The sequence below is a fragment of the Pseudovibrio sp. SCP20 genome (assembly GCF_057774105.1).
The window spans coordinates 85550-108136 of sequence record NZ_JBYMDH010000003.1 but is presented as its reverse complement, the minus strand read 5'-3'; the positions used below and the strand labels follow the sequence as shown (position 1 = coordinate 108136).

General features: G+C 53.9%; 21 protein-coding genes. 8 read left to right on the top strand and 13 right to left on the bottom strand.

What is annotated here, in order from left to right; genetic code table 11:
- The first annotated feature begins 6 nt into the window (after positions 1-6).
- From AC3CB2_RS13170 to AC3CB2_RS13155, 4 genes are all read left to right on the top strand, one after another.
- On the top strand, positions 7-558 hold the full coding sequence (locus tag AC3CB2_RS13170; protein WP_352933192.1) for a hypothetical protein: 552 nt from the start codon (positions 7-9) through the stop codon (positions 556-558).
- Positions 559-706: 148 nt separating this feature from the next.
- Complete coding sequence (locus AC3CB2_RS13165; protein WP_352933190.1) at positions 707-1186, top strand: SRPBCC family protein; 480 nt, start codon at positions 707-709, stop codon at positions 1184-1186.
- 388 nt (positions 1187-1574) lie between these two features.
- Entirely contained in the window at positions 1575-2018 is a 444-nt protein-coding gene (locus AC3CB2_RS13160) for an AprI/Inh family metalloprotease inhibitor (protein WP_352933188.1), read from the top strand.
- A 29-nt stretch (positions 2019-2047) separates the two neighbouring features.
- Positions 2048-2653 (top strand): AprI/Inh family metalloprotease inhibitor, encoded by a 606-nt coding sequence (locus AC3CB2_RS13155; protein WP_352933186.1) that lies wholly within the window; start codon positions 2048-2050, stop codon positions 2651-2653.
- 11 nt (positions 2654-2664) lie between these two features.
- Here the strand turns inward: AC3CB2_RS13155 and AC3CB2_RS13150 are convergent, their stop codons facing one another.
- Positions 2665-3522 carry a LysR family transcriptional regulator gene (locus AC3CB2_RS13150; protein WP_352933184.1) on the bottom strand — a complete coding sequence of 286 codons (858 nt, stop codon included), beginning with the start codon at positions 3520-3522 and terminating at the stop codon, positions 2665-2667.
- Positions 3523-3616: 94 nt separating this feature from the next.
- Here AC3CB2_RS13150 and AC3CB2_RS13145 point away from each other — a divergent pair, with 94 nt between their 5' ends.
- Complete coding sequence (locus AC3CB2_RS13145) at positions 3617-3997, top strand: tautomerase family protein (RefSeq protein WP_352933181.1); 381 nt, start codon at positions 3617-3619, stop codon at positions 3995-3997.
- Between the two features lie 72 nt (positions 3998-4069).
- Here the strand turns inward: AC3CB2_RS13145 and AC3CB2_RS13140 are convergent, their stop codons facing one another.
- The 5 genes from AC3CB2_RS13140 to AC3CB2_RS13120 all read right to left on the bottom strand — a co-directional run bounded on the left by AC3CB2_RS13140 (position 4070) and on the right by AC3CB2_RS13120 (position 7965).
- The gene (locus tag AC3CB2_RS13140; RefSeq protein ID WP_008547434.1) at positions 4070-4399 is read right to left on the bottom strand and encodes a nucleoside triphosphate pyrophosphohydrolase family protein; all 330 of its coding nucleotides are present in this window, start codon (positions 4397-4399) and stop codon (positions 4070-4072) included.
- 122 nt (positions 4400-4521) lie between these two features.
- Positions 4522-5757 carry a vWA domain-containing protein gene (locus tag AC3CB2_RS13135; protein ID WP_352933179.1) on the bottom strand — a complete coding sequence of 412 codons (1236 nt, stop codon included), beginning with the start codon at positions 5755-5757 and terminating at the stop codon, positions 4522-4524.
- A 9-nt stretch (positions 5758-5766) separates the two neighbouring features.
- A complete protein-coding gene (locus AC3CB2_RS13130) occupies positions 5767-6726 on the bottom strand; it encodes an AAA family ATPase (protein ID WP_352933177.1) in 960 nt (319 codons plus the stop codon).
- A 121-nt stretch (positions 6727-6847) separates the two neighbouring features.
- The gene (locus tag AC3CB2_RS13125) at positions 6848-7651 is read right to left on the bottom strand and encodes a tRNA1(Val) (adenine(37)-N6)-methyltransferase (protein ID WP_352933175.1); all 804 of its coding nucleotides are present in this window, start codon (positions 7649-7651) and stop codon (positions 6848-6850) included.
- An 89-nt stretch (positions 7652-7740) separates the two neighbouring features.
- Entirely contained in the window at positions 7741-7965 is a 225-nt protein-coding gene (locus tag AC3CB2_RS13120; protein ID WP_008547375.1) for a putative signal transducing protein, read from the bottom strand.
- A gap of 195 nt (positions 7966-8160) precedes the next feature.
- On the opposite strand from AC3CB2_RS13120, the gene AC3CB2_RS13115 reads away from it, so the two are divergent.
- Positions 8161-9174, top strand: a complete 1014-nt coding sequence (locus AC3CB2_RS13115; RefSeq protein WP_352933172.1) for a polyprenyl synthetase family protein — start codon at positions 8161-8163, stop codon at positions 9172-9174.
- A 160-nt stretch (positions 9175-9334) separates the two neighbouring features.
- On the opposite strand, the gene AC3CB2_RS13110 is transcribed toward AC3CB2_RS13115, so the two are convergent.
- The 4 genes from AC3CB2_RS13110 to AC3CB2_RS13095 form a co-directional block, all read right to left on the bottom strand.
- A complete protein-coding gene (locus AC3CB2_RS13110) occupies positions 9335-9655 on the bottom strand; it encodes a hypothetical protein (protein WP_352933170.1) in 321 nt (106 codons plus the stop codon).
- A 104-nt stretch (positions 9656-9759) separates the two neighbouring features.
- The gene (locus tag AC3CB2_RS13105) at positions 9760-11220 is read right to left on the bottom strand and encodes a catalase (RefSeq protein ID WP_352933168.1); all 1461 of its coding nucleotides are present in this window, start codon (positions 11218-11220) and stop codon (positions 9760-9762) included.
- A 362-nt stretch (positions 11221-11582) separates the two neighbouring features.
- Complete coding sequence (locus tag AC3CB2_RS13100; RefSeq protein WP_352933166.1) at positions 11583-12464, bottom strand: 4-(cytidine 5'-diphospho)-2-C-methyl-D-erythritol kinase; 882 nt, start codon at positions 12462-12464, stop codon at positions 11583-11585.
- 22 nt (positions 12465-12486) lie between these two features.
- Positions 12487-14304, bottom strand: a complete 1818-nt coding sequence (locus tag AC3CB2_RS13095) for a tetratricopeptide repeat protein (RefSeq protein ID WP_352933163.1) — start codon at positions 14302-14304, stop codon at positions 12487-12489.
- Positions 14305-14630: 326 nt separating this feature from the next.
- Between AC3CB2_RS13095 and ppdK the strand changes: the two genes are divergently transcribed.
- A complete protein-coding gene (gene ppdK / locus AC3CB2_RS13090; RefSeq protein WP_008548092.1) occupies positions 14631-17303 on the top strand; it encodes a pyruvate, phosphate dikinase in 2673 nt (890 codons plus the stop codon).
- 59 nt (positions 17304-17362) lie between these two features.
- Positions 17363-18286, top strand: a complete 924-nt coding sequence (locus AC3CB2_RS13085; protein WP_425328951.1) for an ArgK/MeaB family GTPase — start codon at positions 17363-17365, stop codon at positions 18284-18286.
- Between the two features lie 40 nt (positions 18287-18326).
- Here AC3CB2_RS13085 and AC3CB2_RS13080 read toward each other — a convergent pair whose 3' ends face one another.
- From AC3CB2_RS13080 to map, 3 genes are all read right to left on the bottom strand, one after another.
- Entirely contained in the window at positions 18327-20633 is a 2307-nt protein-coding gene (locus AC3CB2_RS13080) for a bifunctional diguanylate cyclase/phosphodiesterase (protein ID WP_352933159.1), read from the bottom strand.
- A 175-nt stretch (positions 20634-20808) separates the two neighbouring features.
- Complete coding sequence (gene radC, locus AC3CB2_RS13075) at positions 20809-21636, bottom strand: RadC family protein (RefSeq protein ID WP_352933157.1); 828 nt, start codon at positions 21634-21636, stop codon at positions 20809-20811.
- A gap of 21 nt (positions 21637-21657) precedes the next feature.
- Positions 21658-22503: a type I methionyl aminopeptidase gene (gene map, locus AC3CB2_RS13070; protein WP_352933154.1), complete on the bottom strand. Its 846-nt coding sequence runs from the start codon at positions 22501-22503 to the stop codon at positions 21658-21660.
- Between the last annotated feature and the right edge of the window lie 84 nt (positions 22504-22587).

The following is a 22587-nucleotide window of genomic DNA, read 5'->3' as shown; positions in this document are numbered from 1 at the left end:
GGCCTGATGAGATTATGGGCGTGTTTGGTTGTCTTTACTGCGGTTAGCTTTAGCTCCGTTCAGGCTGCGCAGATTGATCTGCCGGTGTGTAAGGCTGGTGACGGCAAAACACCTGTGCCGCGCTGGGAAGTGACGGCAATGCCCGTCGATACGCCTGAAGGGGAACCAGCCGAGCCTTTTACCTACACAGTCACCTATCCGCCGCCTGCCTATCACGGATTGATGGGCCACCTGCGGGTGAAGCTGGGCACGTTGGATGAGCAGTATTGCAGTGCTTTGCGGGAAGAGCTTATCGAGATCAAAAGAAGCACGGGTCAACCGATCCCGATCGTGATTGAGTGGCTGTTTGATGACAACGGCCCAAAGGATGATGTGCGGTCGCTGGACTTTTATGAGCTTCCCGAGTTTACGCAGGAAGGGTGCTGGCTGGATGGTGTCTATCAGTTTGTCGCGCTTGGGCACTCAGAGGCGCAGCCCGAAGAATACATGCTGAACCTGGTGCCTCTGGAAGCCATCCAAAAGTCGGGTTCTTTCTGTCGTCCTATTCAAGAAGGGTGAGCTGGCTCTGTGACGCCTTGCTTGTTTTGATAGTACTTCAGCCGTGTGTGCGGGCCCGGCGTCTTATCTCTTTTGCATATAGCCCTGTTTCCCTAAGGTGAGAAACGGCGTAGGCTTGGTTGTTGCAGCCAATGCGTGAGGGGGAGTTATGGGGCAGACGGTTGAACATGATACGATCATCATTCGGGAAAAGTTGGAGGCATCTGCTGACGAGGTGTTTGCTGCTTGGGAAGATCCAAACGCCCGGATGGTTTGGGGCGTTCCTTCTGATGATGAAGCCATTGCATTCTTAGAAAATGACTTTTGTGTTGGTGGTTTGGACGTTCACCAGTGCGGCCAGAAAGGTGATCTGCGATTTCGTGTTGAGACGCGTTATCACGACATTCGTCGCCCGGATCTCCTGCTGTTTACTGAGCGGGTCTCAACCGGTGACATGCTGCTGAGTGCTTCCCTGATCACGGTTGTTCTGAAAGAGCAGGGCAGTGCTACTGAGCTTGACGTGACTGTTCAGGTCACATCCATGGTTGGCTCCGACATGATTGAGGCGACCCGTGGAGGTTGGCAAGCGTCTCTGGCGAGGCTGGCTGGTTATCTGGAGCGGTCCTATCGCGTACAGTCCGGTGCTTGATTGCCCGCTGGTGAACTGCTGTTGCACAGGTGTAAAGCTTATCAGTACATGCCAGGTGCAGTGCTGATTAAAGCCGGATAGCATTTTGGTTCTGTTTGCCGGCTTACTAAAGCAGGATGATCCCTCATCCGCAGTATAGTGGAATATTCTCTCTGTAATTCGAGGAATTACCTTATGTATTCATGGTGTTGTATGCTGTGATGCGTATGAGGAACTCACTTTAATAGTGAATACTTCAGAGTTTTGTCTGTTCAAATCACTCCCAGGTTTACTAGGGTAAAATATCAATTTGATTCAATTTTTCTGTATTGGAAGATTGAAGGATATGGGTGCAGGCAGCTGATGTGGGGCGTTTTAGCGGTTTGTCTGTGCATGGTCAGGGGCATACATGCGGATCAAAACCCTTTTAATTTCAACCTGTTTGGTCGTGTCCGGCTGCGTGCCGCACATTAGCGACAGTGTTGAGGAACTGGCTGAGACGACGGTTAAAAAATCTAACGAAAAACCCGTTGTTGAACGTGCCAGAAAAACCGAAGCAGAGCTAGCCGCTGTCAATGCGCTTGCTGGTAAATGGTCTGTGGTGCGCAAACAAGGGCAAAAACCGTGCGCGCTGCAGCTGAAAACAGCGCAGTTTGGCAAGAATTATTCGGCGAGCTCCGTGTGTTCCGGCAAGCCAAATGTCTGGGCCTGGAACACAAAAGAGGATGCTCTTGTCCTTTACGATCACAGAAGTGAGGTGATCGGGTCTTTTCATAAAAATGAGGTGGGCAGCTGGAAGGAAGCGAAAGCGGGTGGGGACCCTGCGCTTCGTCTGATCCGGCACGGGCAATAAGACCCAACGTATTCTTTGGGGGGAATGACATGAGGAAGTTTGTTGTTGCTGCAAGCCTGTTGGCGCTTGCTGGCTGTCAAAGTGCCGGAGGCGGCGGGGAGACCTACAGCGCGCCTGCACCCGCAGCGCAGCCACCTGCCAGCGTTGCCGATGCTCAGGCCGTGGTGGCGCAGGACCAGACCGCGCAAAGCAAAACCTATCGCAAAGCAGATGGGACGGTTGTGACCGAGACCACTACGACCTCAGCGCAGGCCAATGTTGATCCGGGGACAGCAACGGCATTTCTGGCGGGTGTTGTGGCCGCTGCTGCTCTTGGCAAGAAAGAAGAGCGCAGGTCTCAGCCCATTGTGAAAGCTGATGATATGGTTGGCAAATGGACGGTTTATCTGAACTCTGATGACCGCGTGTGTCAGCTCAATCTCAGTACTGAACCCAAGGATGAAGGCTTTGCTGCGAGCTTCAATCACTGCATGGATGGGGACCTGTTCTTCGTTTCCAACTGGCGGATGAAAGGGCAGGAGCTCGTGTTGTTCGACAACTTCTCCCGCGCCAAAGGCAGCATGCGCATGACCGAATGGAACCGCTGGGAAGGCCAACTGGCCAGCAACAGTAAGCCAATTACTATTGCGCGGTAAGGCATTGGTGTTCAGGCAGGCACTGCGCTCTTAAGTGCTGCTGAGAGCGCAGTGATGGCTTCTTTGCTCTTGGAGTCCTTCACTATTGTATGCAGCATGATTGGTAAAGATGGCAATGCGGGTAGCGCTAGCCGTTCTCCCACATCCACCGCACCTATTGGCAACATCCGCCGTGCGAGGGCTGCAACGCCCAACCCTGCCATGACGGCGGCAGAAACAGCAGTGACACCTCCACCGACAAACACTTCCGTCCATGGGATGTCTGCGTCATCGAGCAGCTTTCCGGCCATAATACGCACGCCGCATGGCTCTGGCATGGTGGCGATGGGAAGCGGCTCATCTGCGCGGGGCTGCCAGTCTTGAGAGGCAAACCAGCCAAACTTTTCATTTGCGATGAGCTTGCCGTCATTTCTGTCTGCATGTTGGCGGATGATGACGGTGCTGAGTTCCTGCCGGTCGAAGCTCTTGAGGAGTTCGCCTGAAGAGCCAATCCTGATCTCGATGAGAAGCTGCGGGTCTTGCGCGTTCATGCGGGCGATCAGCAGGGGCAGCTCAGGCCCTGCAACGTGATCGCTGATGCCGATGGTCAGACGTTGACGTGTGTTGGTGAGGGAAGCGAGGGCGTGGTCGTGTTGTTTCAGGAGTTCTCTGGCATGCTCCAGAAACGTGGTGCCTTCTGCTGAGAGCTGAACGTAACGCGGAGTTCGTTCAATCAACTGGCAGCCCAACCGCTTTTCCAGCCGTTTCAGCTTTAAACTTACTGTCGACTGGGTTGTCTGAAGTGCTTCGGCAGCCTGCGTAAAGCTGCCAAGTTCTGCAATGCGAACAAAGGTTTGCACGGCGTCGAGATCAAGTGGCCGGTTTGTCATTTGAATGCTCAATAACTGATATCGCTAAGTATTGTATATTCAAATAGATGGGGTGCGTCTAGGTTTCTTTCCATGACTTAAAGGAGGAAGCGTCATGCCACTTGTCCATATCTCATTGCGTTCAGGGAAATCTGATGTCTATCGACAGGCTATTTTTGACGGTGTTTACCACGCCATGCGGGATGTGCTGGATGCGCCGGAAGACAACCAGTTTATGGTGATTACCGAGCACACAAGTGCCAACTTCCGTTTTGGGGCGTCCTATCTGAACATCGCCCGAAGTGAGGATTTGGTTTTCATCCAGATTACACTCAACAACACGCGGAGCTCAGAGCAGAAGAAGGCGCTGTTTCGTCGGATTGTTGAGCTGCTGGGAGAGAGCCCTCAAATCCGGCCTGAGGATGTCTTCATCAATCTGGTTGAGGTTGAAAAAGAGAACTGGTCGCTCGGCAATGGCGTTGCGCAGTACGCATGAGCGCACAGTTACCCTGTCAGTTGCGCCTGCAGCTGACGAGTGAGATATAGCAATGTCTGATACGAGGTTGTATCAGACTTGCTTGTCCATGATTTCTGCTGGCAGGTGGGCCATCCACTTGCGGCGGATTGCTTTTTCCAGGTCCAGGTTGTTGCGGTCCGCGTAGAGCAGAAGGTGAGCCAGCAGGTCTGCGGCTTCGTCTTCTTTCTGGGCGTGCAACTCTTTTGGTGTTGCAGAACCGGAGCGGCCACGGCGGGTTGCCTTCATATGGGCTGCCGTCAGCTCTCCGAGCTCTTCCTGAAGTTTGGCAAGGTACCAGATCTCATCACGGTTGATGTTGAACCGCTTGGCGTAGATTGCTGATACTGTTTTTACAATGTGCAGAAGTACTTTGAATGTCATCGGCTCTGACGGAATGGTTGGGCTCTCTGCGAACTGGCAGAAGGAAGCTGAAGGATTGTCAGGAACTTATGTGAAAGCGTATCTTTATCCGAAAACCGGTTCCCACTTTTCGGAGATACACACTAGAGGAATCTCTGCGTGGCATCATATGAGCTATTTATGCGCTTGTCATTCAGGGCGAGGCAAAGATCTTTGACTGCATCCAGCGAATGGATTGCCCGAAACTCATCGGTATGGGGCAGTATCGCCTGAATTCCGCGGGCTTTGGCTTCGAACTTATCGTAGCGCAGCAGCGGATTGAGCCAGATGAGCCGTCTGCAAGATCTGTGGAGACGATCCATCTCAACGGACAACTCATCGTACGCTTCCCGCTCCAGCCCATCCGTGATGAGCAGGACGATTGGTCCGCCGTGGCAGACGCGTCTGAGCCAGGTGCGGTTGAAGGTTTGCAGGGAGCTGGCAATGCGGGTGCCGCCGGACCAGTCCTCTACTTCATCGGTACAGGCTGCGAGGGCCTCGTCCGGGTCCTTCATGCGCAGGGCGCGGGTGATGTTGGTGAGCCGTGTGCCAAACAGAAATGTATGAGTTTTGCGCTTTTCTGACAGGGCATGCAGGAAGTGCAGCATGATGCGGGAATACTGGCTCATGCTGCCGGAGATATCGCAGAGGGCGATCACGGGCGGATGGACCTGTGCCGGTGCTTTGTGCTTGAGATCGATGATTGACCCGCCCGCCTTCAGTGTGGCACGCATGGTTCTTCTGGCATCCACCTGCTTGCCGATGGTGTGTGAATGTACCGGCTTGAAGCGGCGGGATCTGACCTGATCGGCTGGCATTGTGAGATGAGTGAGGGATCTGCGTGCTTCCGCGATCTCCTCAGCTGTCATCTGAGCGAAGTCCTTCTTCTGCAGGACTTCCTTTTCTGAGACGGTGAAGCGGGCATCTACCTCCAACAGCGGCTTGGTTTCCTTCGCCTCACGCTGTTTGTTGGCTTCAAACGCGTTGGCGACGCGGGATTGGGCTGCGCGTGGCTTTTCCGGTTCACGCTGTCCGGCTGGAGCAACTGGAGAGAGCAGGGCGAGCATCTTTTCGACGAGGCCTTTGCTTTGCCAGTAAAGGCGGAAGGTTTCGTCAAAGACGGGTTGCTGGTCGCGTTTGTGGACGAAGACGGAGTGCAGGGTCCAGTAGAGGTCCTGCTTGTTTTCAATGCCATTGATGGTTACTGCGCTTACCGCATCCACCACGGAAGACGGCCCCGCAGGCAGACCCGCTTTGCGCAGGGTTCTGGCAAAGTGGACGATGTTTTCCGTGATGCGCCCGTGAGGTGGGCGGGGAGAGGGAGCGAAGTCGTCCTGCATCAGATGAGGCTACACGGTTGGGGCAGGCATGCTGCCGGCAATGGTGGCCTGTGAGTTGGCTTCCATGCGGATCTCATCAAGGATCGCGCGGGTTCTGGAGCCTTTGATGCGGTCGATATCTTCCTGATACTTGAGCAGCACGCCGAGGGTATCGGAGACCATCTCCGGATCCAGCGCAACTTCCTGCAGTTCAGTGAGCGCGGTGGCCCAGTCCAGTGTTTCAGCAACGCCGGGTTTTTTGAAGAGAGCCTCATCCTTACGCAGCTTTTGTACAAAGGCGACGACTTGTGCTGAGAGCGTGGCGGCTGCTGCTGGCAGTTTGGTCTGCACAATCTGAAGCTCGCGCTCGGCGGTTGGGTAATCCACCCAATGATAGAGACAGCGGCGCTTCAGTGCGTCGTGGATTTCTCGCGTGCGGTTGGTGGTGATGATGGTGATCGGCGGTTCTTCGGACTTGATGGTGCCGAGTTCCGGGATGGTCACCTGACTGTCTGCCAGCACCTCCAGCAGGAATGCCTCAAAAGCTTCATCGGTGCGGTCGAGTTCGTCGATCAGGAAGATCGGAGCGCCGAGCTCTGTAGTCTCCAGTGCCTGAAGCACAGGGCGCTTGATGAGGAAGCGCGGACTGTAAAGAGCAGTGTTGAGATTCTCGCGGTCTACACTACCTGCCGCTTCTGCCATGCGGATTTCGACCATCTGTGCGGCGTAGTTCCACTCGTAAACGGCGGAGGAGATGTCCAGCCCCTCATAACATTGCAAACGGACGAGGGGGCGGTTGAGGGTGGCTGCGAGGACCTTGGCGATCTCGGTTTTACCGACGCCTGCTTCACCTTCCAGAAACAGAGGGCGTTGCATGCGCAAGGACAGGTGCAGCACGGTTGCGAGCGCACGATCTGCCAGATACCCGCCCGAACTTAAGAGCGTGAGGGTTTCCTCAATGGAGTTTGGTAGATCAACCTTGCTGCTCATAGATAATCCGCTCCTGCCCTGTCTTATGTTTCGTCGTGCTTTGATTTGCGCACCTCGATCATAATAGGGAGAAAAACGTATATTGAAAGCGGATTGTTGCCAGATGAACGGCCTGCGCGTTCTAGCGGTTTGTAAGGCCTAGGCCCTTGCCGTCGCGCATCACAGTTGTGGCTTGGGCAGTGAAGGCACCGCCAGCTTCTTCGTGCAGGGTGAAGCCGGGAAGGATCTGCAACGGAGCCCGGCTGGCTGCCACAGCGCGCACGATAATCCGGGTGGCTGGTGCGTCCGCTGTTGGGCGGATCGGGATGATGTCGATCGCGCCAAAGCGGCGTTGCATTGGGCCCAGAAGATCCTGCAGGCCGTCTGCTCTGAAGATGATGGAGAGCGTGCCGCCATCCTTCAGCAGGTCTTTAGCGGTTTTAATCCACGGCTCGATGCCGCGCTCATCCAGAGCATGCGCCGGTGCGCGGTCTGATTGAGGCGTGACCCGAAAGCGCGTGCTGTCGTAGTAGGGCGGATTCATGATCACGTGATCTGCGATGGATGAGCCCAGTCCGCTTTGGTGGCGAATGCTGCCTTTGGCGGTGAGGTTGGCTTCCAGAATAGATACACGATCTGCGAAACTGGCGTTTTCCGGCAGGGACAGACCTTTGCGGGCTAGTGCTGCGGTTACAGGATCGACCTCTACACCCACGGCTTTGATCGTAGGCAGACGGCGAGCTGCGCAAAAGGCTGCGGTGCCTACGCCAGTGCCCAGATCATAAAGCGTACCTGAGGTATTCTCCGGCAGGGATGCAGCCAGATACACTGCATCCAGCCCGGCACGATGGCGGCCTTTGGCTGGCTGTTCCACCATAACTTTCCCACCAAGGAACTTGTCCTTCGTGGTTGGCTGTGGTGTTTCAGGTGTCTCTGGGTTGGTCATGGCGTTGCCGGATCAAATAAATGCATTAAGGCACTGATACAGGCTGCCGATTTTCATGCAATCCCTATTGTTTATCTAACGAGAAGTTTTCACGCGTCTTTTAGGTAGTGCTCGAGACCTGCATCGCGCATAAGTTGACAGGCTTCGTCTAATCGATCGGCCTCAACCATGATCCGGCGCGGAAGAAAGCCAAGTGAGCCATCCAGAATGCTCATGTTGGTGTCGGCGACGAAGTAGATGATTTCCGCTTCTCCCAGCAGGGCTTCAAGATGAGAGATGAGGACCGGGTCTGTTGTTCTGATGAGTTCTTCCACGATGGTGTCCTCTTGATGGGAGTTGCCTGTTACGCCAGAAATTATGCAGGTTAGGGTTGGTATTGTGAAAAAAACTAATTGTGATTGGTAAATTATCCATTGGACACTACTTTATTGGCAGCAAATTCTTACTAAAGCTTGCCCGAGCCTAACTACCAACCTATTGTCCCGTTGGAATCAAAATAGAGGTATCCCGTGGGCGTTGTTGGTCTTCAATCACAGACAGCCAAACCAGCTGGAATTCAAGGGCTAGTCGAGCTCGTTTCTGGTGACATGGAGAAGGTGAACGAGCTGATCCTCTCCAAAGCCGGTTCTAATGTTGAGCTGATCCCGGAAATTGCGCGTCATCTGATCGATTCAGGTGGGAAGCGTTTGCGCCCTATGCTGACACTGGCATTTGCCCAGATGTTTGGTTACGAGGGCGAGGGGCATGTCATTCTCGCTGCATCTGTTGAGTTTATGCATACTGCAACTCTGCTGCATGATGATGTGGTGGATGAGAGCGATATGCGCCGTGGCAAACTGGCAGCCCGCAAGCTGTGGGGCAACCAGGCCAGCGTACTGGTTGGTGACTATCTGCTGGGTCAGGCTTTCAAGATGATGGTTGATGTGCGCTCTCTGGAAGCGCTGCGCATCCTCTCTGAAGCCTCTGCGATCATTGCTGAAGGTGAAGTTCTGCAATTGGGCGCGGCTCAGGATACGACCACGACCTACGACATGTATCTACGGGTGATCGAAGCAAAGACTGCAGCGCTGTTTGCAGCAGCTTGTGAAGTGAGCCCTGAGATTGCGGATGAGGGCGACGAGATGCGTGCTGCTGCGCGCAAGTTCGGCCTTGAACTTGGCTATGCCTTCCAGCTGGTTGATGATGCGCTGGATTATGGCGGGGCGACCGTTGATCTTGGTAAGGACGTTGGCGACGACTTCCACGAAGGTAAGATCACTTTGCCAGTGATTTACGCCATGGAGCGTGGCAGCGATGAGGACAAGGCGTTCTGGAAGCGTTGTCTGGAAGACGGCGACATCAAGGACGGCGATCTGGACCACGCGATCAAGCTGCTGAAAGACACTGGTGCTCTTGCTGACACTGTTCAGCGGGCACGTGACTACGGCGCATCAGCGATTGATGCTCTTTCCGTCTTCCCGGACGGCCCAGCCAAACAGGCTCTCAAAGAGGCCGTAGACTTCTGTATCGCTCGCGTGAGCTAAGCAGAGAGCAATTTTAAGAAATTGAAAAGCGCCGCGGCAGAAATGCCCGGCGCTTTTTTGTTGGGCGAGGAGGAAAGCTTTTTCTCTGAGTTCATGAGAAGTTAGCACTGCTGCCTGCTTCAATTAACGATGCAGCAGTGCATTGAAAAACAAACCTAAATCACGCCGATTGTAGTTTGTGGGCGTAATAGTCTCGGTAGTTTTTGTTGTAGTCTTCTTGCTCAATCGGCAAATCGAGTGTTGCCCGCAATCTGTTGGCAATATGCTGTTTTGACCAGGTAATTGCCGCAAGCTCGGAACCGTCTTCTGTTTCCAGCTCTGATATGATCTGGAGGACTTTGGCGCTCAGATCATCCTCATTGTTGCTTGCGCTCCAGGCATTGCTCGCAACGACAGATGCCCCAGTGGCGATAGCCATTGTAGAGCCGGCCGTTAAAAGTGCACGTCGATTGATATGCATGTCTTCACCTTTGCGATCCATTGAATTTTTTCCTTAGGATGTAGTTCGGCAATTGTAGATCAGGGGCTTTTTCTGATGGGTTGTCGGCTTCTGCCGAGCCCCTGATCTGTGGCTATCAATGCAACTTAGATGTCACTCACATCTGCAATGTTGATGTTGAGTGCTTCTGCAACACCGGTTCCATAAGCAGGGTCAGCCCGGTAACAGTTGCGGACATGGCGGTGCTGGATTTCGATGCGTGCAGGGCCAATTGAGCGGGCTGTGTTTGCAAACAGAGCTTCTTTCTGCGCAGCATTCATTGAGCGGAAGAGTGCGCCGGGCTGAGAGTAGTAATCTTCATCCTCTCGATGATCCCAATGACCAGCAGCTCCCTCGATGGAAAGTGGTGGCTCGGAGAAATCTGGTTGCTGTTGCCACTCCCCAAACATGTTTGGTTCATATCCGATACGTGACCCGTTGTTGCCATCAACCCGCATGGCTCCATCGCGGTGGTAGGAATGGAATGGGCAGCGCGGGGCATTGACCGGGATTTGCGAGTGATTAACTCCAAGGCGATACCGCGCAGCATCACCATAAGAGAACAGGCGGCCCTGAAGCATTTTATCGGGTGAGAAGCTGATACCAGGCACGACTGTTGAAGGGGCAAATGAAGCCTGCTCAACCTCAGCGTAGTAGTTCTCTGGGTTCCGGTTCAGCTCAAGCACGCCCACTTCGATCAACGGATAATCTGACTTGGGCCATACCTTTGTCAGATCAAACGGGTTGATGTGATAATTGCCGGCCTCTTTTTCTGGCATGATTTGGACAGAGAGTTTCCATTTCGGAAAATCACCATTCTCGATGCTGTCATAAAGATCTCGCTGGTGGCTTTCTCGGTCATGGGCAACGATCTGAGCGGCCTCTTCATCCGTCAGGTTTTTGATACCTTGTTGGGTTTCAAAGTGGAACTTAACCCAGTACCGTTCGTTATCTGCGTTGATGAAACTGTAGGTATGGCTGCCAAAACCATGCATATGGCGATAAGTTGCTGGAATACCGCGATCTGACATGACGATCGTCACCTGATGCAGTGCTTCTGGCAGATTTGTCCAGAAATCCCAGTTGTTATCCGCGCTGCGCATGTTGGTGCGCGGGTCACGTTTTACGGCATGGTTCAGATCCGGAAATTTGAGCGGATCGCGGAGAAAGAAGACCGGTGTGTTGTTGCCCACCAGATCCCAGTTGCCTTCCTCAGTATAGAACTTGATAGCGAAGCCACGAATGTCACGCTCTGCATCCGCCGCGCCACGTTCACCTGCCACAGTAGAGAAGCGCATGAACAAGTCGGACTTCTTGCCAACTTCAGAGAAGATCTTTGCTCGGGTGAACTTTGTGATGTCATGGGTTGTTGTGAACGTTCCATAAGCTCCTGACCCTTTGGCATGCATTCTGCGCTCAGGGATAACCTCACGATCGAAGTGGGCCATTTTTTCGAGGAACCAAACATCCTGCAGCAGAGCAGGGCCGCGAGGTCCGGCAGTTTGAATGTTTTGATTGTCTGGAACTGGGGAACCGAAGGCGGTGGTCAATTGGGGCTTATCAGTCATTTTCTCTCCGCGTCTTGTTATTCCCGAAGGATGATTTCGGAGGAGAGAAAAACAAAATCAGATAAACTTATTGAGCCATAATTAGTCTTGATGATGCCACTTTAACGCGTAGAAAAGACAGGGTTTGCCTGAGTTTTATCTGCTTGAAAGTCCGCAATCATTGTGTAGGTTACCTGAGGACAACTGCGGATTGCATATGAGCTGCGAGGTAGATCATGTTCAAGCTACATGTGTTCTGCTCATAAATGATCGCATGAATCAGTGAGGAGATAGGTGTGTCTGCTTCGGAGGAAAAGATGGGAGGTGAGCCCCCATCTTGGAACCGCTTAGATGCGCGTTGGTTAGATGGTTGCCGTGGCAACCTACACCTCTGCCGCTCTGATCCACCAGTCGCTGTGGAGGTCCTGCAGGTGGGTGGCGATGGACTGGGCGTCCTCCAGGGTTTCGCAAAGGGCAAAGCAGGTGGCGCCGGAGCCGGACATGCGGGCGAGGAGGGTTTCTGGCTGAGAGGCCAGGAGGTCCAATACCTCTGAGATTTCGGCAGCCTGTGAGATCGCTGGCTTTTGCAGGTCGTTGCGGCAGGATTTGAGCCAGTTGGCGAGGGCTTTCATGCTCTCAAACTCTTCCGGCATTTCTGGCAGAGGCGCGTTGTCTTTCTTTTCAAGCGCACGGAAGATGGTCGGGGTGGAGATCTCGATCATCGGATTGACCAGCACGATGGCGCCCGATGGGAAGCCAGCAACGGGTTCAATGACTTCGCCAATGCCACGGATGCGGGCTGGTTTTTCTTCCAGACACATGGGTACATCAGCGCCGAGGCTGAGTGAGAGCCTGGCCAGATCTGCCGGTGCCGGAGAGGTACCCCAGAGTTTGGCGAGGGCGCGCAGGGTTGCGGCTGCATCGGCTGAGCCTCCGCCAATGCCTGCTGCGACAGGAAGGGATTTTTCCAGTTCAATGCGGGTGCCGGATGCGTTTGGAACGTGCTCTGCCAGCATCTGTGCTGCTTTGTAGACCAGATTGTCGGAAGGATCGCCCTGTATCTTTTCTGCGAAATCACCGGTGATCTGCAGTGACAGGTCTGGGGCAGCTTCCACGGCGATGCGGTCGCCCACCTTTGGAAAGATGACCAGACTGTCGAGCAGGTGATAGCCGTCTTCGCGCTGACCGGTGATGTGGAGGGCAAGGTTCACCTTGGCACGGGCTAATTCCTCAACCCGTGCTGCCTTTGTGTCTTCCAAAGTCATAGCAATATGATCGCTTTATGAATTACTTACTGTCTGCAGAGCTGGCGACGACCGGAACAGCTTCTTCCATGCCGTTCTCGATCTTGTCCAGAATGCGTTCCAGATCTTTTGGTTCTGGCTCAAGATCGCGGGCGTGGTTCCACTTGTAGCGGGCTTCCAGTTTGCGACCGACCTGCCAATAGGCATCGCCCAGGTGATCGTTTATGATCGGATCATGCGGGCGCAGGGCGACGGCGCGTTCTAGTTTTTCGACGGCTTCTTCATAGCGGCCAAGGCGGTAGTAAACCCACCCAAGGCTGTCGACGATGTAGCCGTCGGTTGGGCGCAGGCGGACTGCGCGTTCAATCATCTTCTGCGCTTCATCCAGCTTCAGACCCCGATCCACCAGCGAGTACCCGAGGTAGTTCAGGATCATTGGCTGTTCTGGCTTTAGGGTCAGCGCTTCGCGGAAATCTTCCTCCGCTGCATCCCATTTGTCCTGACGTTCGCGGGTGATGCCGCGGAAGTAGAGCAAGGTCCAGTGGTTGGATTGAATTTCGTTGAGGGTGCTCAGGCCCTGATCGTAAGAAGTCTCAGCTTCTTCAAAGAGGGAGTGGCCACGTAAAACGTTGCCCAAAGAGGTGATGGCTTCCAGGTCGGTCGGATCGGATTCAACCAGCTTTTCCAGATGGGCGCGGGCTTCTTCCAGATTGTCCAGAATGTTGTAGTGGAGTGCGATCTGGATTTCGGCTTCCCGTTTCATCGGGGAGCTTTCAGAAACCTCAGAGAGGTATGCAATGGCACGTTCGTTGTCGCCAAGCTGCTCAAACAGAGAGGCCAGACCGATCAGCGCGGAGTCGTTGCCCGGATTGAGGTAGATGGCGAGCTGCAGGTAGTTTGCGGAAAGCTCTTCGCCTTCCTTACTGACTGCGATGCCAAGACCGTGCAGAGCTTCAGCTAATCCGTCTGCTGGTGTTTTGGCAACGGATTCAATGACCTCACCGCTTTCAATCTGTTCTCTCAAGGAGACGAGAAGTGGGTGTTCTGGGATGAGCTGTTCGTATTCAGCAACGATGTCCAGTGCTTCCTGCTGTCTGCCGGATGCGGCGAGCATGCGGGTGTAGGAGATGGCGTTGCGCAGGGCGCCGCGGTCAATCTCGTAGGCAGCTTTATAGAACTCAGCGGCTTTGTGCGGATCGTTGTTGTATTCTGCCAGCAGGCCAGCGTTGAAATTGATGAAGAGGTCAAACCACTTCGCACCTGTCGTGCTTGTCAGGTCTTCAATAGCTTCATTCGTTTTGCCCTGACCGGCCTTTTCCCATGCGGAGACGAGGGCAAAGGTGAGACGAGAGAGTGGATTTACATTCTGAGTGACAGCGTCTGGCAGCGGGGTGGTGTAGTCACCTTCGTGGATACGCTGCGCGGCAATGGCCAGCTGCGCAAGAAAATGCTCGTTGTCTTCTTCCAGAATCTGGTTTGCCAGCGGAAATGCTTTCTCAACATTGCCGTTGGCCAGAGATGTGACAAATGCGCGGTCCAGAATGTAGAAATTCTCCGGATCACGCTGCAGAGCGGCTGTGAAATAGTTGGAGGCTGCTGCCAGATCCTGTGCGAGAAGGGCGCTTCTGCCTGACAGGTAACTTCCTGACAGAGAGCTTGCAGCCGGCAAGGATTGGGAGTTTGCTTTTGCTTCTTCAGCTGGCACCAGCGGGGTGCCTAACATGACAAGCATCAGCGCTGAGGCCATAAGGGCCTTTTTGAAAAATCTGTTTTTAATAACAGAATGATAGGTCATACGGCCATTGTTCTGAGCAGAAGCAGAATTGGAGCGGAACAGCGCAAAAGAGCTTGTCAGGGTCATATATGTCTCTCATTGAGAGCCGATTGCGACTCAATATTACATCAATCTGTTAGTAGCGAAGAATGGCGTTTTTATAGCAGCCGGATTACTCACCGCGTTCTAAAGAGTGTATCCGATCATTCTTTCAATTGAACCTATATTTTTTCAAGTATCTGCGGATAAGTAAGTATATTGATATTTCTCAAGAATTCAGAAGTATTTACGCAATAACACTAAGGTCGAGGTCTGAGTCTCTTGCTATAATGAGCCTGTTCATTGCAGATAGTAGGCAGTGGTGCAATTCCAAGTGAGATTGGTTGATGTCTCACTCAATAAAGGGGGGTGTTATGACCAAGTGGGTCTACATCTTTGGAGAAAACAAAACCGAGGGCGATGCTTCTATGAAGGAGCTGCTTGGAGGCAAGGGCGCCAACCTTGCAGAGATGAGCAGACTAGGATTGCCTGTCCCTCCCGGATTTACCATTACAACGCAAGTTTGCACGCACTATTATGAGGAAGGCCAGCAGTATCCGTCCGAGCTCAAAGAGCAGGTCCATGCTGCGATTGCCGCCGTTGAAGAACTGACAGGGCGTGAGTTTAACAGCACGACGAAGCCGTTGCTGTTGTCTGTGCGTTCCGGTGCCCGCGTTTCTATGCCGGGCATGATGGACACAGTTCTCAACCTGGGTCTGAATGACCGGACCGTTGAGGCGCTGGCCAAAGATGCAAATGACGATCGGTTTGCTTATGACAGCTATCGTCGTTTCATCCAGATGTATTCCGATGTGGTGCTGGACGTTGACCATGACTATTTCGAAGAAATTCTGGAAGACTTCAAGGACGAGCATGACTACTCCCTTGATACGGATCTGACCGGTGATGACTGGAAAGAGATCGTAGCCGCCTACAAGGACAAGGTTGAAGAAGAGCTTGGTCGTCCATTCCCTGAAGATCCTGAGGAACAGCTCTGGGGTGCGGTTGGTGCTGTGTTCAAGAGCTGGATGATCCCACGGGCAAAAACCTACCGCGCCTTGCATGAAATCCCAGAGGACTGGGGCACTGCAGTGAACGTTCAGGCGATGGTGTTTGGTAACACGGGCGAGAACTCTGCCACCGGTGTTGCCTTTACCCGTAACCCGTCTACCGGTGAAAATGCGCTATACGGCGAGTTCCTCATTAATGCGCAGGGTGAAGATGTTGTGGCGGGTATCCGTACGCCGCAAGACATCACCGAAAAAGCCCGTATTGAAGCGCATTCTGAAAAGCCATCTCTTGAAGCGACCATGCCTGAGGTGTTTGCGGAGTTCAAAGCTGTCTGTGACAAGCTGGAGAACCACTACCGTGACATGCAGGATCTGGAGTTCACCGTTGAACACGGTAAGCTTTGGATGCTTCAGACCCGTAATGGTAAGCGCACGCTGAAAGCCGCGCTGAAGATTGCGGTTGATATGGCAAAAGATGGCCTGATCACCAAGGAAGAAGCAGTTGAGCGCATTGCGCCTTCTTCTCTGGATCAGCTGCTGCACCCAACCATTGACCCGAACAGCGAACGTGATGAGCTGACCGTTGGTTTGCCAGCTTCTCCGGGTGCTGCTTGTGGTGCGATCGTGTTCAACTCTGACGATGCCGAGACAGAAAAGGCCAATGGCCGTTCCGTTATTCTGGTTCGTACAGAAACCAGCCCGGAAGACATCCACGGCATGCATGCTGCGGAAGGTATTCTGACGACCCGTGGCGGCATGACCAGTCACGCGGCTGTTGTGGCGCGCGGCATGGGTAAGCCATGTGTGGCCGGTGCCGGTTCCATTCGCGTTGATGCGCGCAATGAAATCATGAGCGTTGATGGCCGCAGCTTTGGCAAGGGTGATGTGATCACCATTGATGGTGGTAACGGTCAGGTGCTGGCTGGCAAGGTTCAGATGCAGGAGCCTGAACTTTCCGGCGACTTCAAGAAGCTGATGGAATGGGCGGATGATATTCGCCGCATGAACATTCGTACCAATGCGGAAACACCTGCTGATGTGAAGGTTGCGCTTTCTTTTGGCGCTGAGGGGATTGGTCTTTGCCGTACCGAGCATATGTTCTTTGAAGGAGAACGTATTCTTGCTGTGCGTGAGATGATCCTGTCTGACACCGTTCAGGAGCGTAAAGCTGCACTGGCGAAGTTGCTGCCGATCCAGCGTCAGGACTTCATCGACATCTTTGAGTTGATGGTTGATCGTCCGGTGACCATTCGTCTGCTTGATCCGCCACTCCACGAGTTCCTTCCTAAGACGGATGAGGACATTGCTGAAGTTGCCAAGCAGATGGATATTGATCCAGAAGAGCTGCGAGAGCGTGCGGAAGAGCTGGAAGAGTTCAACCCAATGCTCGGCAACCGTGGCTGCCGTCTGCTGATTTCCTACCCGGAAATTGCAGAGATGCAGGCACGTGCGATCTTTGAAGCTGCTCTGGATGTTTCCAAGCGTCATGGCCGTAAGGTGACACCTGAAATTATGGTGCCGCTGGTTGGTCTGAAGAGCGAGCTGGATATTGTCCGCGCTTCCATTGATGGCACTGCTGAGGTTGTGGCGAAGGAACTGGGCGAGAAGCCTGAGTATTCTGTTGGCACCATGATTGAGCTGCCACGCGCTGCGCTTCTTTCTGAAGATATTGCAGCGTCTGCGGAGTTCTTCTCCTTCGGTACCAATGACCTGACACAGACCACCTTTGGTATCTCCCGCGATGATGCTGCGTCCTTCCTGGGCAAGTATCAGGATCGCAAGGTGATGGAAAAGGATCCGTTTGTGTCTCTGGATATTGATGGTGTTGGCCAGCTGGTGAAGCTTGCAGCCACGAACGGTCGTAAGACCAAGGCTGATATTAAGCTTGGTATCTGTGGTGAGCACGGTGGTGATCCGGCTTCTATCGCGTTCTGCGAAACTGTTGGCCTGAACTACGTGTCCTGTTCTCCATTCCGTGTTCCTGTTGCGCGTCTTGCAGCTGCTCAGGCAGTGCTGGCTCATCGGAACAAGGGGTGAGTGGTCCAACCAAAAAGGTGAGGAGCTGGCCTAAGGCGGCTCCTACCTCTCTTGAAGAGTTGAGAGCTGGCGGTAAGCCAGCTCTTGCACGTTTGCTCAGCGCGATTGAGAGTTATGAGGGGCATCCTCAGTTGATCTCTCTTCTGGATGAAGCGCTGCAGAACCCAATGGCGCATGTGGTTGCGCTCACCGGTCCACCCGGCGTTGGGAAATCCACCCTTACCAATGCAATGATTTCCGAGTACCGCGGCGCAGACAAAAGCGTTGGGGTGATTGCGGTAGACCCTTCCTCTCAGGTGACGGGCGGATCGCTGCTGGGTGATCGAACCCGTCTTTCGACAGATCCGGAAGACCAGAAGATCTTCGTGCGCTCTATGGCTGCCCGGGATCGGCTTGGTGGGCTTTCTGAGCATGCTATTGCAGCTGTTATCCTGATGCGGGCCGTGATGGACCGGGTGATTGTGGAGAGTGTTGGTATTGGTCAGTCAGAGGCGGATGTGGCTCTGGTGGCTGACAGCTGTGTTCTTTGTATTCAACCGGGGTCGGGTGATAGTCTTCAGTTCATGAAGGCGGGCATCATGGAGTTGCCGGACATTATCTGCGTGACCAAAGCGGATATGGGTGATGTGGCCAGCCGAGCGCGTGCGGACGTGGAAGGTGCCATGAGCCTAAGTGCGCGGCGAGGGGACTGGAAGGTTCCTGTTCTGATGCTCAGCGCATTGGATAGTACAGGTCTGAATGATCTGGTGGAAGCCTGCGATCAGCACGTGGTTGCTTTGAGTGAACGCGGTGAGCTTGTGCAGCAGCGCGCTGAGCAGGTGAAGGCCTGGTTGGTTGATCAGCTGAAAGTGCAGTTTGGCCAGCATGGGGTTGCTGTGCTGCAGGCGTCCGGTGTGCGTTGGGAGGCGGCGGTGAAGAGGCCGTTTGCTTTCAAGCAGGAAACCAGTGAGACGTTTGCTGCGTTCTGGAAGAGTTTTTCTTAAAGCCTAATCTGAATAGCCGACTGGCTTGGAAGGGCGCAGGTTATTCTGCTGCGCCCACTCTGATTTTACGTGGCTTTTGCTCCAGCTCTTCGTCCATATCATCACGCCACAGACGGAACTTGCCGAGCGGGATTGGGCGGGAGAACAGGTAGCCCTGCATCATTGGGCAGTCCATGGTGAGCAGCAGTTCTTTTTGCTCTTCTTCCTCAACGCCCTCAACACAAACCTGCATGCCGAGACGCAGACCCAGTGTGATTGCGCTTGCCAGAATTTCCCTAGCTTTAGCATCGGTAACTGCGCCATTGATGAAGGAGCGGTCGATTTTGATCTTGTCGAACAGATCGCGGCGCAGGTAGCTGAGGGAAGAGAAGCCGGTGCCGAAATCATCCAGCGCGATCTTCACACCCAGATTGCGCAGGCGCTCGATCACTTCAACCACTGTCTCAGAGTAGTTGATCAGGACGTCTTCGGTAACTTCCAGTTCCAGACGGTTTGCTTCCAGCTGGTACTTCTCAAGCAGCTTGCTGACCAACTCCGGGAACTCCGGATGGCGCAGCTGGGTTGGGGAAACGTTCACGCACATGGTGACTTCATCAAGGGTTGCACCGTCCTTGATGGCGTTCTCCAGCACCCACTCACCGATACGGTTGATGAGCATAGATTCTTCTGCAACCGGCAGGAAGGCTGCTGGTGGCAGGAGACCTTTTTTCGGATGGTTCCAACGGATAAGTGCTTCGGCTGCCAGAATATTGGTGCCAGACTGATCCATGATCGGCTGGTAGTAATTCTGGAACTCATTGGCGTTGAGCGCGCGTTTGATGTCCTCTTCAATCTCACGGGAGATCTGGAGAGTATCTTCCATCTCTTTTTCAAAGAGCACGTAACGACCGCGGCCCAGCTTTTTGGCCTGATACAGCGCGATGTCCGCGCGGCGGAGCAGCTCGGTAAGGTCATGACCATGTGCCGGAGCGATAGCCACGCCCATGCTGGCGGTGGTGAGGATCTTGTGCTTTTCGACCTTGAATGCATCGGAGAGCATCTTCTCGATGTACATGCAGGTCTCGATGATCTCTTCCATCTTGGTGCGGTGAGACAGCACCAGCAGGAACTCATCGCCACTGACACGAGCAACACGGTCTTCTGGATTGATGGAGGCTTTCAGACGTTCAGCAACCAGCTTGATGACTTCATCGCCGATGGAGTGGCCAAGGCTATCGTTGATCTGCTTGAAGTGGTCGAGATCCAGAAACACGATGCCGGTGATGCGTTGCTTCTGGCGGTCGCGTTTGAGGACATCGGCCGCAAAGACTTCAAACCACGTTCTGTTGGGCAGACCGCACAGGGCGTCATGGAGAGCTGCGTGTGTTGCATCGGCTTCATTCTGCAAGATCCGGTCAGTCATTTTGATGTAGCGGAGCAGAATGAGGATGGTCGTCAGCAGGATCGCTGCGATGGTTCCTAGGAAATACGGGGAAGAATTGGTGAAGATCGCGCCTGAGGCTGCGGTTGTCTTCCAACTCAGGTTGGCGATTGTCTCACCACTGCGACGAAGCAGAGGAACAGATACGCGCTGGAAATCGGCTTTCGGCTTGTTCGTGGTGATGAACATTTCAGAAAGGCCGGTGGATTCTTCAAAGGAGCGAATGGAGCGGATGTCCAGAGAGCGGACCCACAGCAGATAACCGGCTACTGCCGGCATGCCTTTTGGTGGTGCAGTGGACGGTGTGATTGCTGCGACAGTGACGAGTCCAATCGCGCCATCAACCATAACGACATCGCGCAGGCTGAGAGAAAGCGGTGCGTGGCTGCGCAGAGGTTCTGGAACGCGCAGTTCTTGCTGCTTAGTGTTTGCCTTGGTTTCGAGCTCCATCAGCGTATCGTTGATCTGGCCGCGCAGCTGATCTTCAAAGACCTCGCTGTGCCATGGCAGATCGCGGCGGTAGGTGTAGAGCGGCTTCATGTCCTTGTTGAGGATCACGAAGATGTCTCTGTCCCCGCGTGTGCTTGGGGTTGGTGTCAGGTCTTCATCCAGCAGGATGTTGCTTTCTTCAGACAGAACAGACGCATAGGCCTTGTTGGAGATGGCGATACGCTCTGCCTCGTTGGCCAAACCGTTGCGGAACACCTTGAGGTTACTCTGAACCAGCCTGATTTCTTTCTCGACTTCAAAATCGAGGGCGCGCTGGGTTGACCAGTAGAAGGCCACGTAGCCAACGGCCAAGGCGGCGGCGACCACAGAAAGGATCAGCAAAGCCATCATACGGGCGCCGACTTTCTTGCCACGTGTGATCGTGTTGCCGAAAGCACTTCCCAATACTGCTGCAGAAATCGGGGTTTTCGAACTCAATTGTCCCGCCATCGGCATTCTACTCATGCTGCCTTTTAAACTCTTGATTGTATGCGTAAACGCACTTGCCCATGCTTATGTTCTGAAAGTTTGCTTGAGTGAGCCTGTACAGAAGGTGCGTTTTATCGATGACTTGGGAAATTTATGTGAATGGAGTTCTGTTGATGCGGGAAACTCAGATGAGTTGCAGTCCTCTGAAGCTGACATGACCTGAGCCGGCTATGATGATGTGATCGTGTAGCACAATGCCGAGTGGTTCCAGTGTGCTGGCGATTTTTGTTGTCATCTCAATGTCTTGCCGAGATGGCGTCGGGTCGCCAGATGGATGGTTGTGAACCAGAATGATGGCGCAGGCAGATAATTCCAGTGCGCGTTTGGTCACTTCGCGCGGATACACCGGTGTATGGTCGACTGTTCCGGTTTGTTGGACTTCATCGGCGATCAGGCGGTTCTTTTTGTCCAGAAACAGGATGCGAAACTCTTCTTTATCATTGTGGGCCATGGCAGCTCGCACGTATTCCAGCACCTTGCTCCAGGAGGAGAGGGGATCGCGCTCTACAACCTGTGCTTTTGCATAGAGGATGGCGGCAGCCTGTATTTCCTTGATGAAGCTTGCGGTGCGTGGCCCGCAACCGGGAACCTCCTCCAACCGCTGTTTGGGGGCAGCGAGGACTTGTGCGAATGAGCCGAACTGAGCCAGCAAGGATTTGGCGAGGGGTTTGGTGTCGCCTTGTTTGATGGAAGAGAACAGCAGCATCTCTAGTATCTCATAGGACTGGAGGCCATTCAGGCCGTTTTCCTCGAAACGCTCGCGCAGGCGTGCACGGTGGCCGTGATAGTGTTTGGCTGCTGGTTTGCTGGTTTTGCTCTGCCGGGCGGCAGGCTTGACCGGTCGTGGTGCCGGTTCATCCAGAGGGATCTGGTTTGGGAGTGCAGGCACGGTAGGTGCCTGCTCCTGAGGAGAGGGAGTTGCCTCATGAAACCCGAAACTGGTTTGCTTCATTCCCCCTCCTTGTTTGGTGCTTTATGCAGCGGCTCCGGTTTCCGGTTCCATTGGGTTGAACAGGCCTGCTGGTGACGTTGTGAAGATATCGCAGCCTGATGAGGTGATGCCGATGGAGTGCTCAAACTGAGCAGACAAGGTTTTGTCCTTGGTCTCTGCTGTCCAGCCGTCTTTGAGCACGCGAACGTCCGGGCGGCCGAGATTGACCATTGGCTCAATGGTGAAGATCATGCCCGGCATCAGCTTGATGCCAGTGCCCTTCTGGCCGTAGTGTAGGATGTTTGGCATGTCGTGGAACAGCTTGCCAACTCCGTGACCGCAGAAATCACGCACGACGGAGCAGCGCTCTGATTCCACATACTCCTGAATGGCGTGGCCAATGTCGCCTGTGGTGTTGCCCGGCTTGGCAACTTCCAATGCGCGCATCAGGGACTCGTGGGTCACTTCAATCAGGCGCTTGGCGGCTGGCTTCAGTTTGCCAACCGGATACATGCGGGAGCTGTCGCCGTGCCAGCCATCAACGATGTAAGTGACATCGATATTGACGATGTCGCCTTCCTTCAGCTTCTTCTTTGGATCTGGGATACCGTGACAGATGACACGGTTGATGGAGGTGCAGCAGGACTTGGTGTAGCCACGATAGTTCAGCGTTGCAGGGACGCCGCCGCGCTCCTTGCCGAACTTGAAAACGAAGTCATCAATGTCCTGTGTCGTGACGCCAGGTTGCACCAGAGGCACGAGTGCGTCGAGGCACTGCGCAGTCATCTGGCTTGCTTTGCGCATACCTTCAAAATCTTCCTGGCTGTAGATCTTAATCTGGCCAGTGTTTTTCAAGGGCGCTTTGGCAGCGTCTACATACTCAATCATTTTCCCGTTTTTTCCTTGTTCCGTTCGCGCAGGGACCAGCGCAGATTACATCATGAGGAACTGTAAAATGCGCTTATGCGAGCT

Bases quoted from the DNA above. Each gene is read 5' to 3' on its own strand.
- AC3CB2_RS13170 (WP_352933192.1), top strand. From the start codon at position 7: ATGAGATTATGGGCGTGTTTGGTTGTCTTTACTGCGGTTAGCTTTAGC.
- AC3CB2_RS13165 (WP_352933190.1), top strand. From the start codon at position 707: ATGGGGCAGACGGTTGAACATGATACGATCATCATTCGGGAAAAGTTG.
- AC3CB2_RS13160 (WP_352933188.1), top strand. From the start codon at position 1,575: ATGCGGATCAAAACCCTTTTAATTTCAACCTGTTTGGTCGTGTCCGGC.
- AC3CB2_RS13155 (WP_352933186.1), top strand. From the start codon at position 2,048: ATGAGGAAGTTTGTTGTTGCTGCAAGCCTGTTGGCGCTTGCTGGCTGT.
- AC3CB2_RS13150 (WP_352933184.1), bottom strand. From the start codon at position 3,522: ATGACAAACCGGCCACTTGATCTCGACGCCGTGCAAACCTTTGTTCGC.
- AC3CB2_RS13145 (WP_352933181.1), top strand. From the start codon at position 3,617: ATGCCACTTGTCCATATCTCATTGCGTTCAGGGAAATCTGATGTCTAT.
- AC3CB2_RS13140 (WP_008547434.1), bottom strand. From the start codon at position 4,399: ATGACATTCAAAGTACTTCTGCACATTGTAAAAACAGTATCAGCAATC.
- AC3CB2_RS13135 (WP_352933179.1), bottom strand. From the start codon at position 5,757: ATGCAGGACGACTTCGCTCCCTCTCCCCGCCCACCTCACGGGCGCATC.
- AC3CB2_RS13130 (WP_352933177.1), bottom strand. From the start codon at position 6,726: ATGAGCAGCAAGGTTGATCTACCAAACTCCATTGAGGAAACCCTCACG.
- AC3CB2_RS13125 (WP_352933175.1), bottom strand. From the start codon at position 7,651: ATGACCAACCCAGAGACACCTGAAACACCACAGCCAACCACGAAGGAC.
- AC3CB2_RS13110 (WP_352933170.1), bottom strand. From the start codon at position 9,655: ATGGATCGCAAAGGTGAAGACATGCATATCAATCGACGTGCACTTTTA.
- AC3CB2_RS13105 (WP_352933168.1), bottom strand. From the start codon at position 11,220: ATGACTGATAAGCCCCAATTGACCACCGCCTTCGGTTCCCCAGTTCCA.
- AC3CB2_RS13100 (WP_352933166.1), bottom strand. From the start codon at position 12,464: ATGACTTTGGAAGACACAAAGGCAGCACGGGTTGAGGAATTAGCCCGT.
- AC3CB2_RS13095 (WP_352933163.1), bottom strand. From the start codon at position 14,304: ATGACCCTGACAAGCTCTTTTGCGCTGTTCCGCTCCAATTCTGCTTCT.
- ppdK (WP_008548092.1), top strand. From the start codon at position 14,631: ATGACCAAGTGGGTCTACATCTTTGGAGAAAACAAAACCGAGGGCGAT.
- radC (WP_352933157.1), bottom strand. From the start codon at position 21,636: ATGAAGCAAACCAGTTTCGGGTTTCATGAGGCAACTCCCTCTCCTCAG.
- map (WP_352933154.1), bottom strand. From the start codon at position 22,503: ATGATTGAGTATGTAGACGCTGCCAAAGCGCCCTTGAAAAACACTGGC.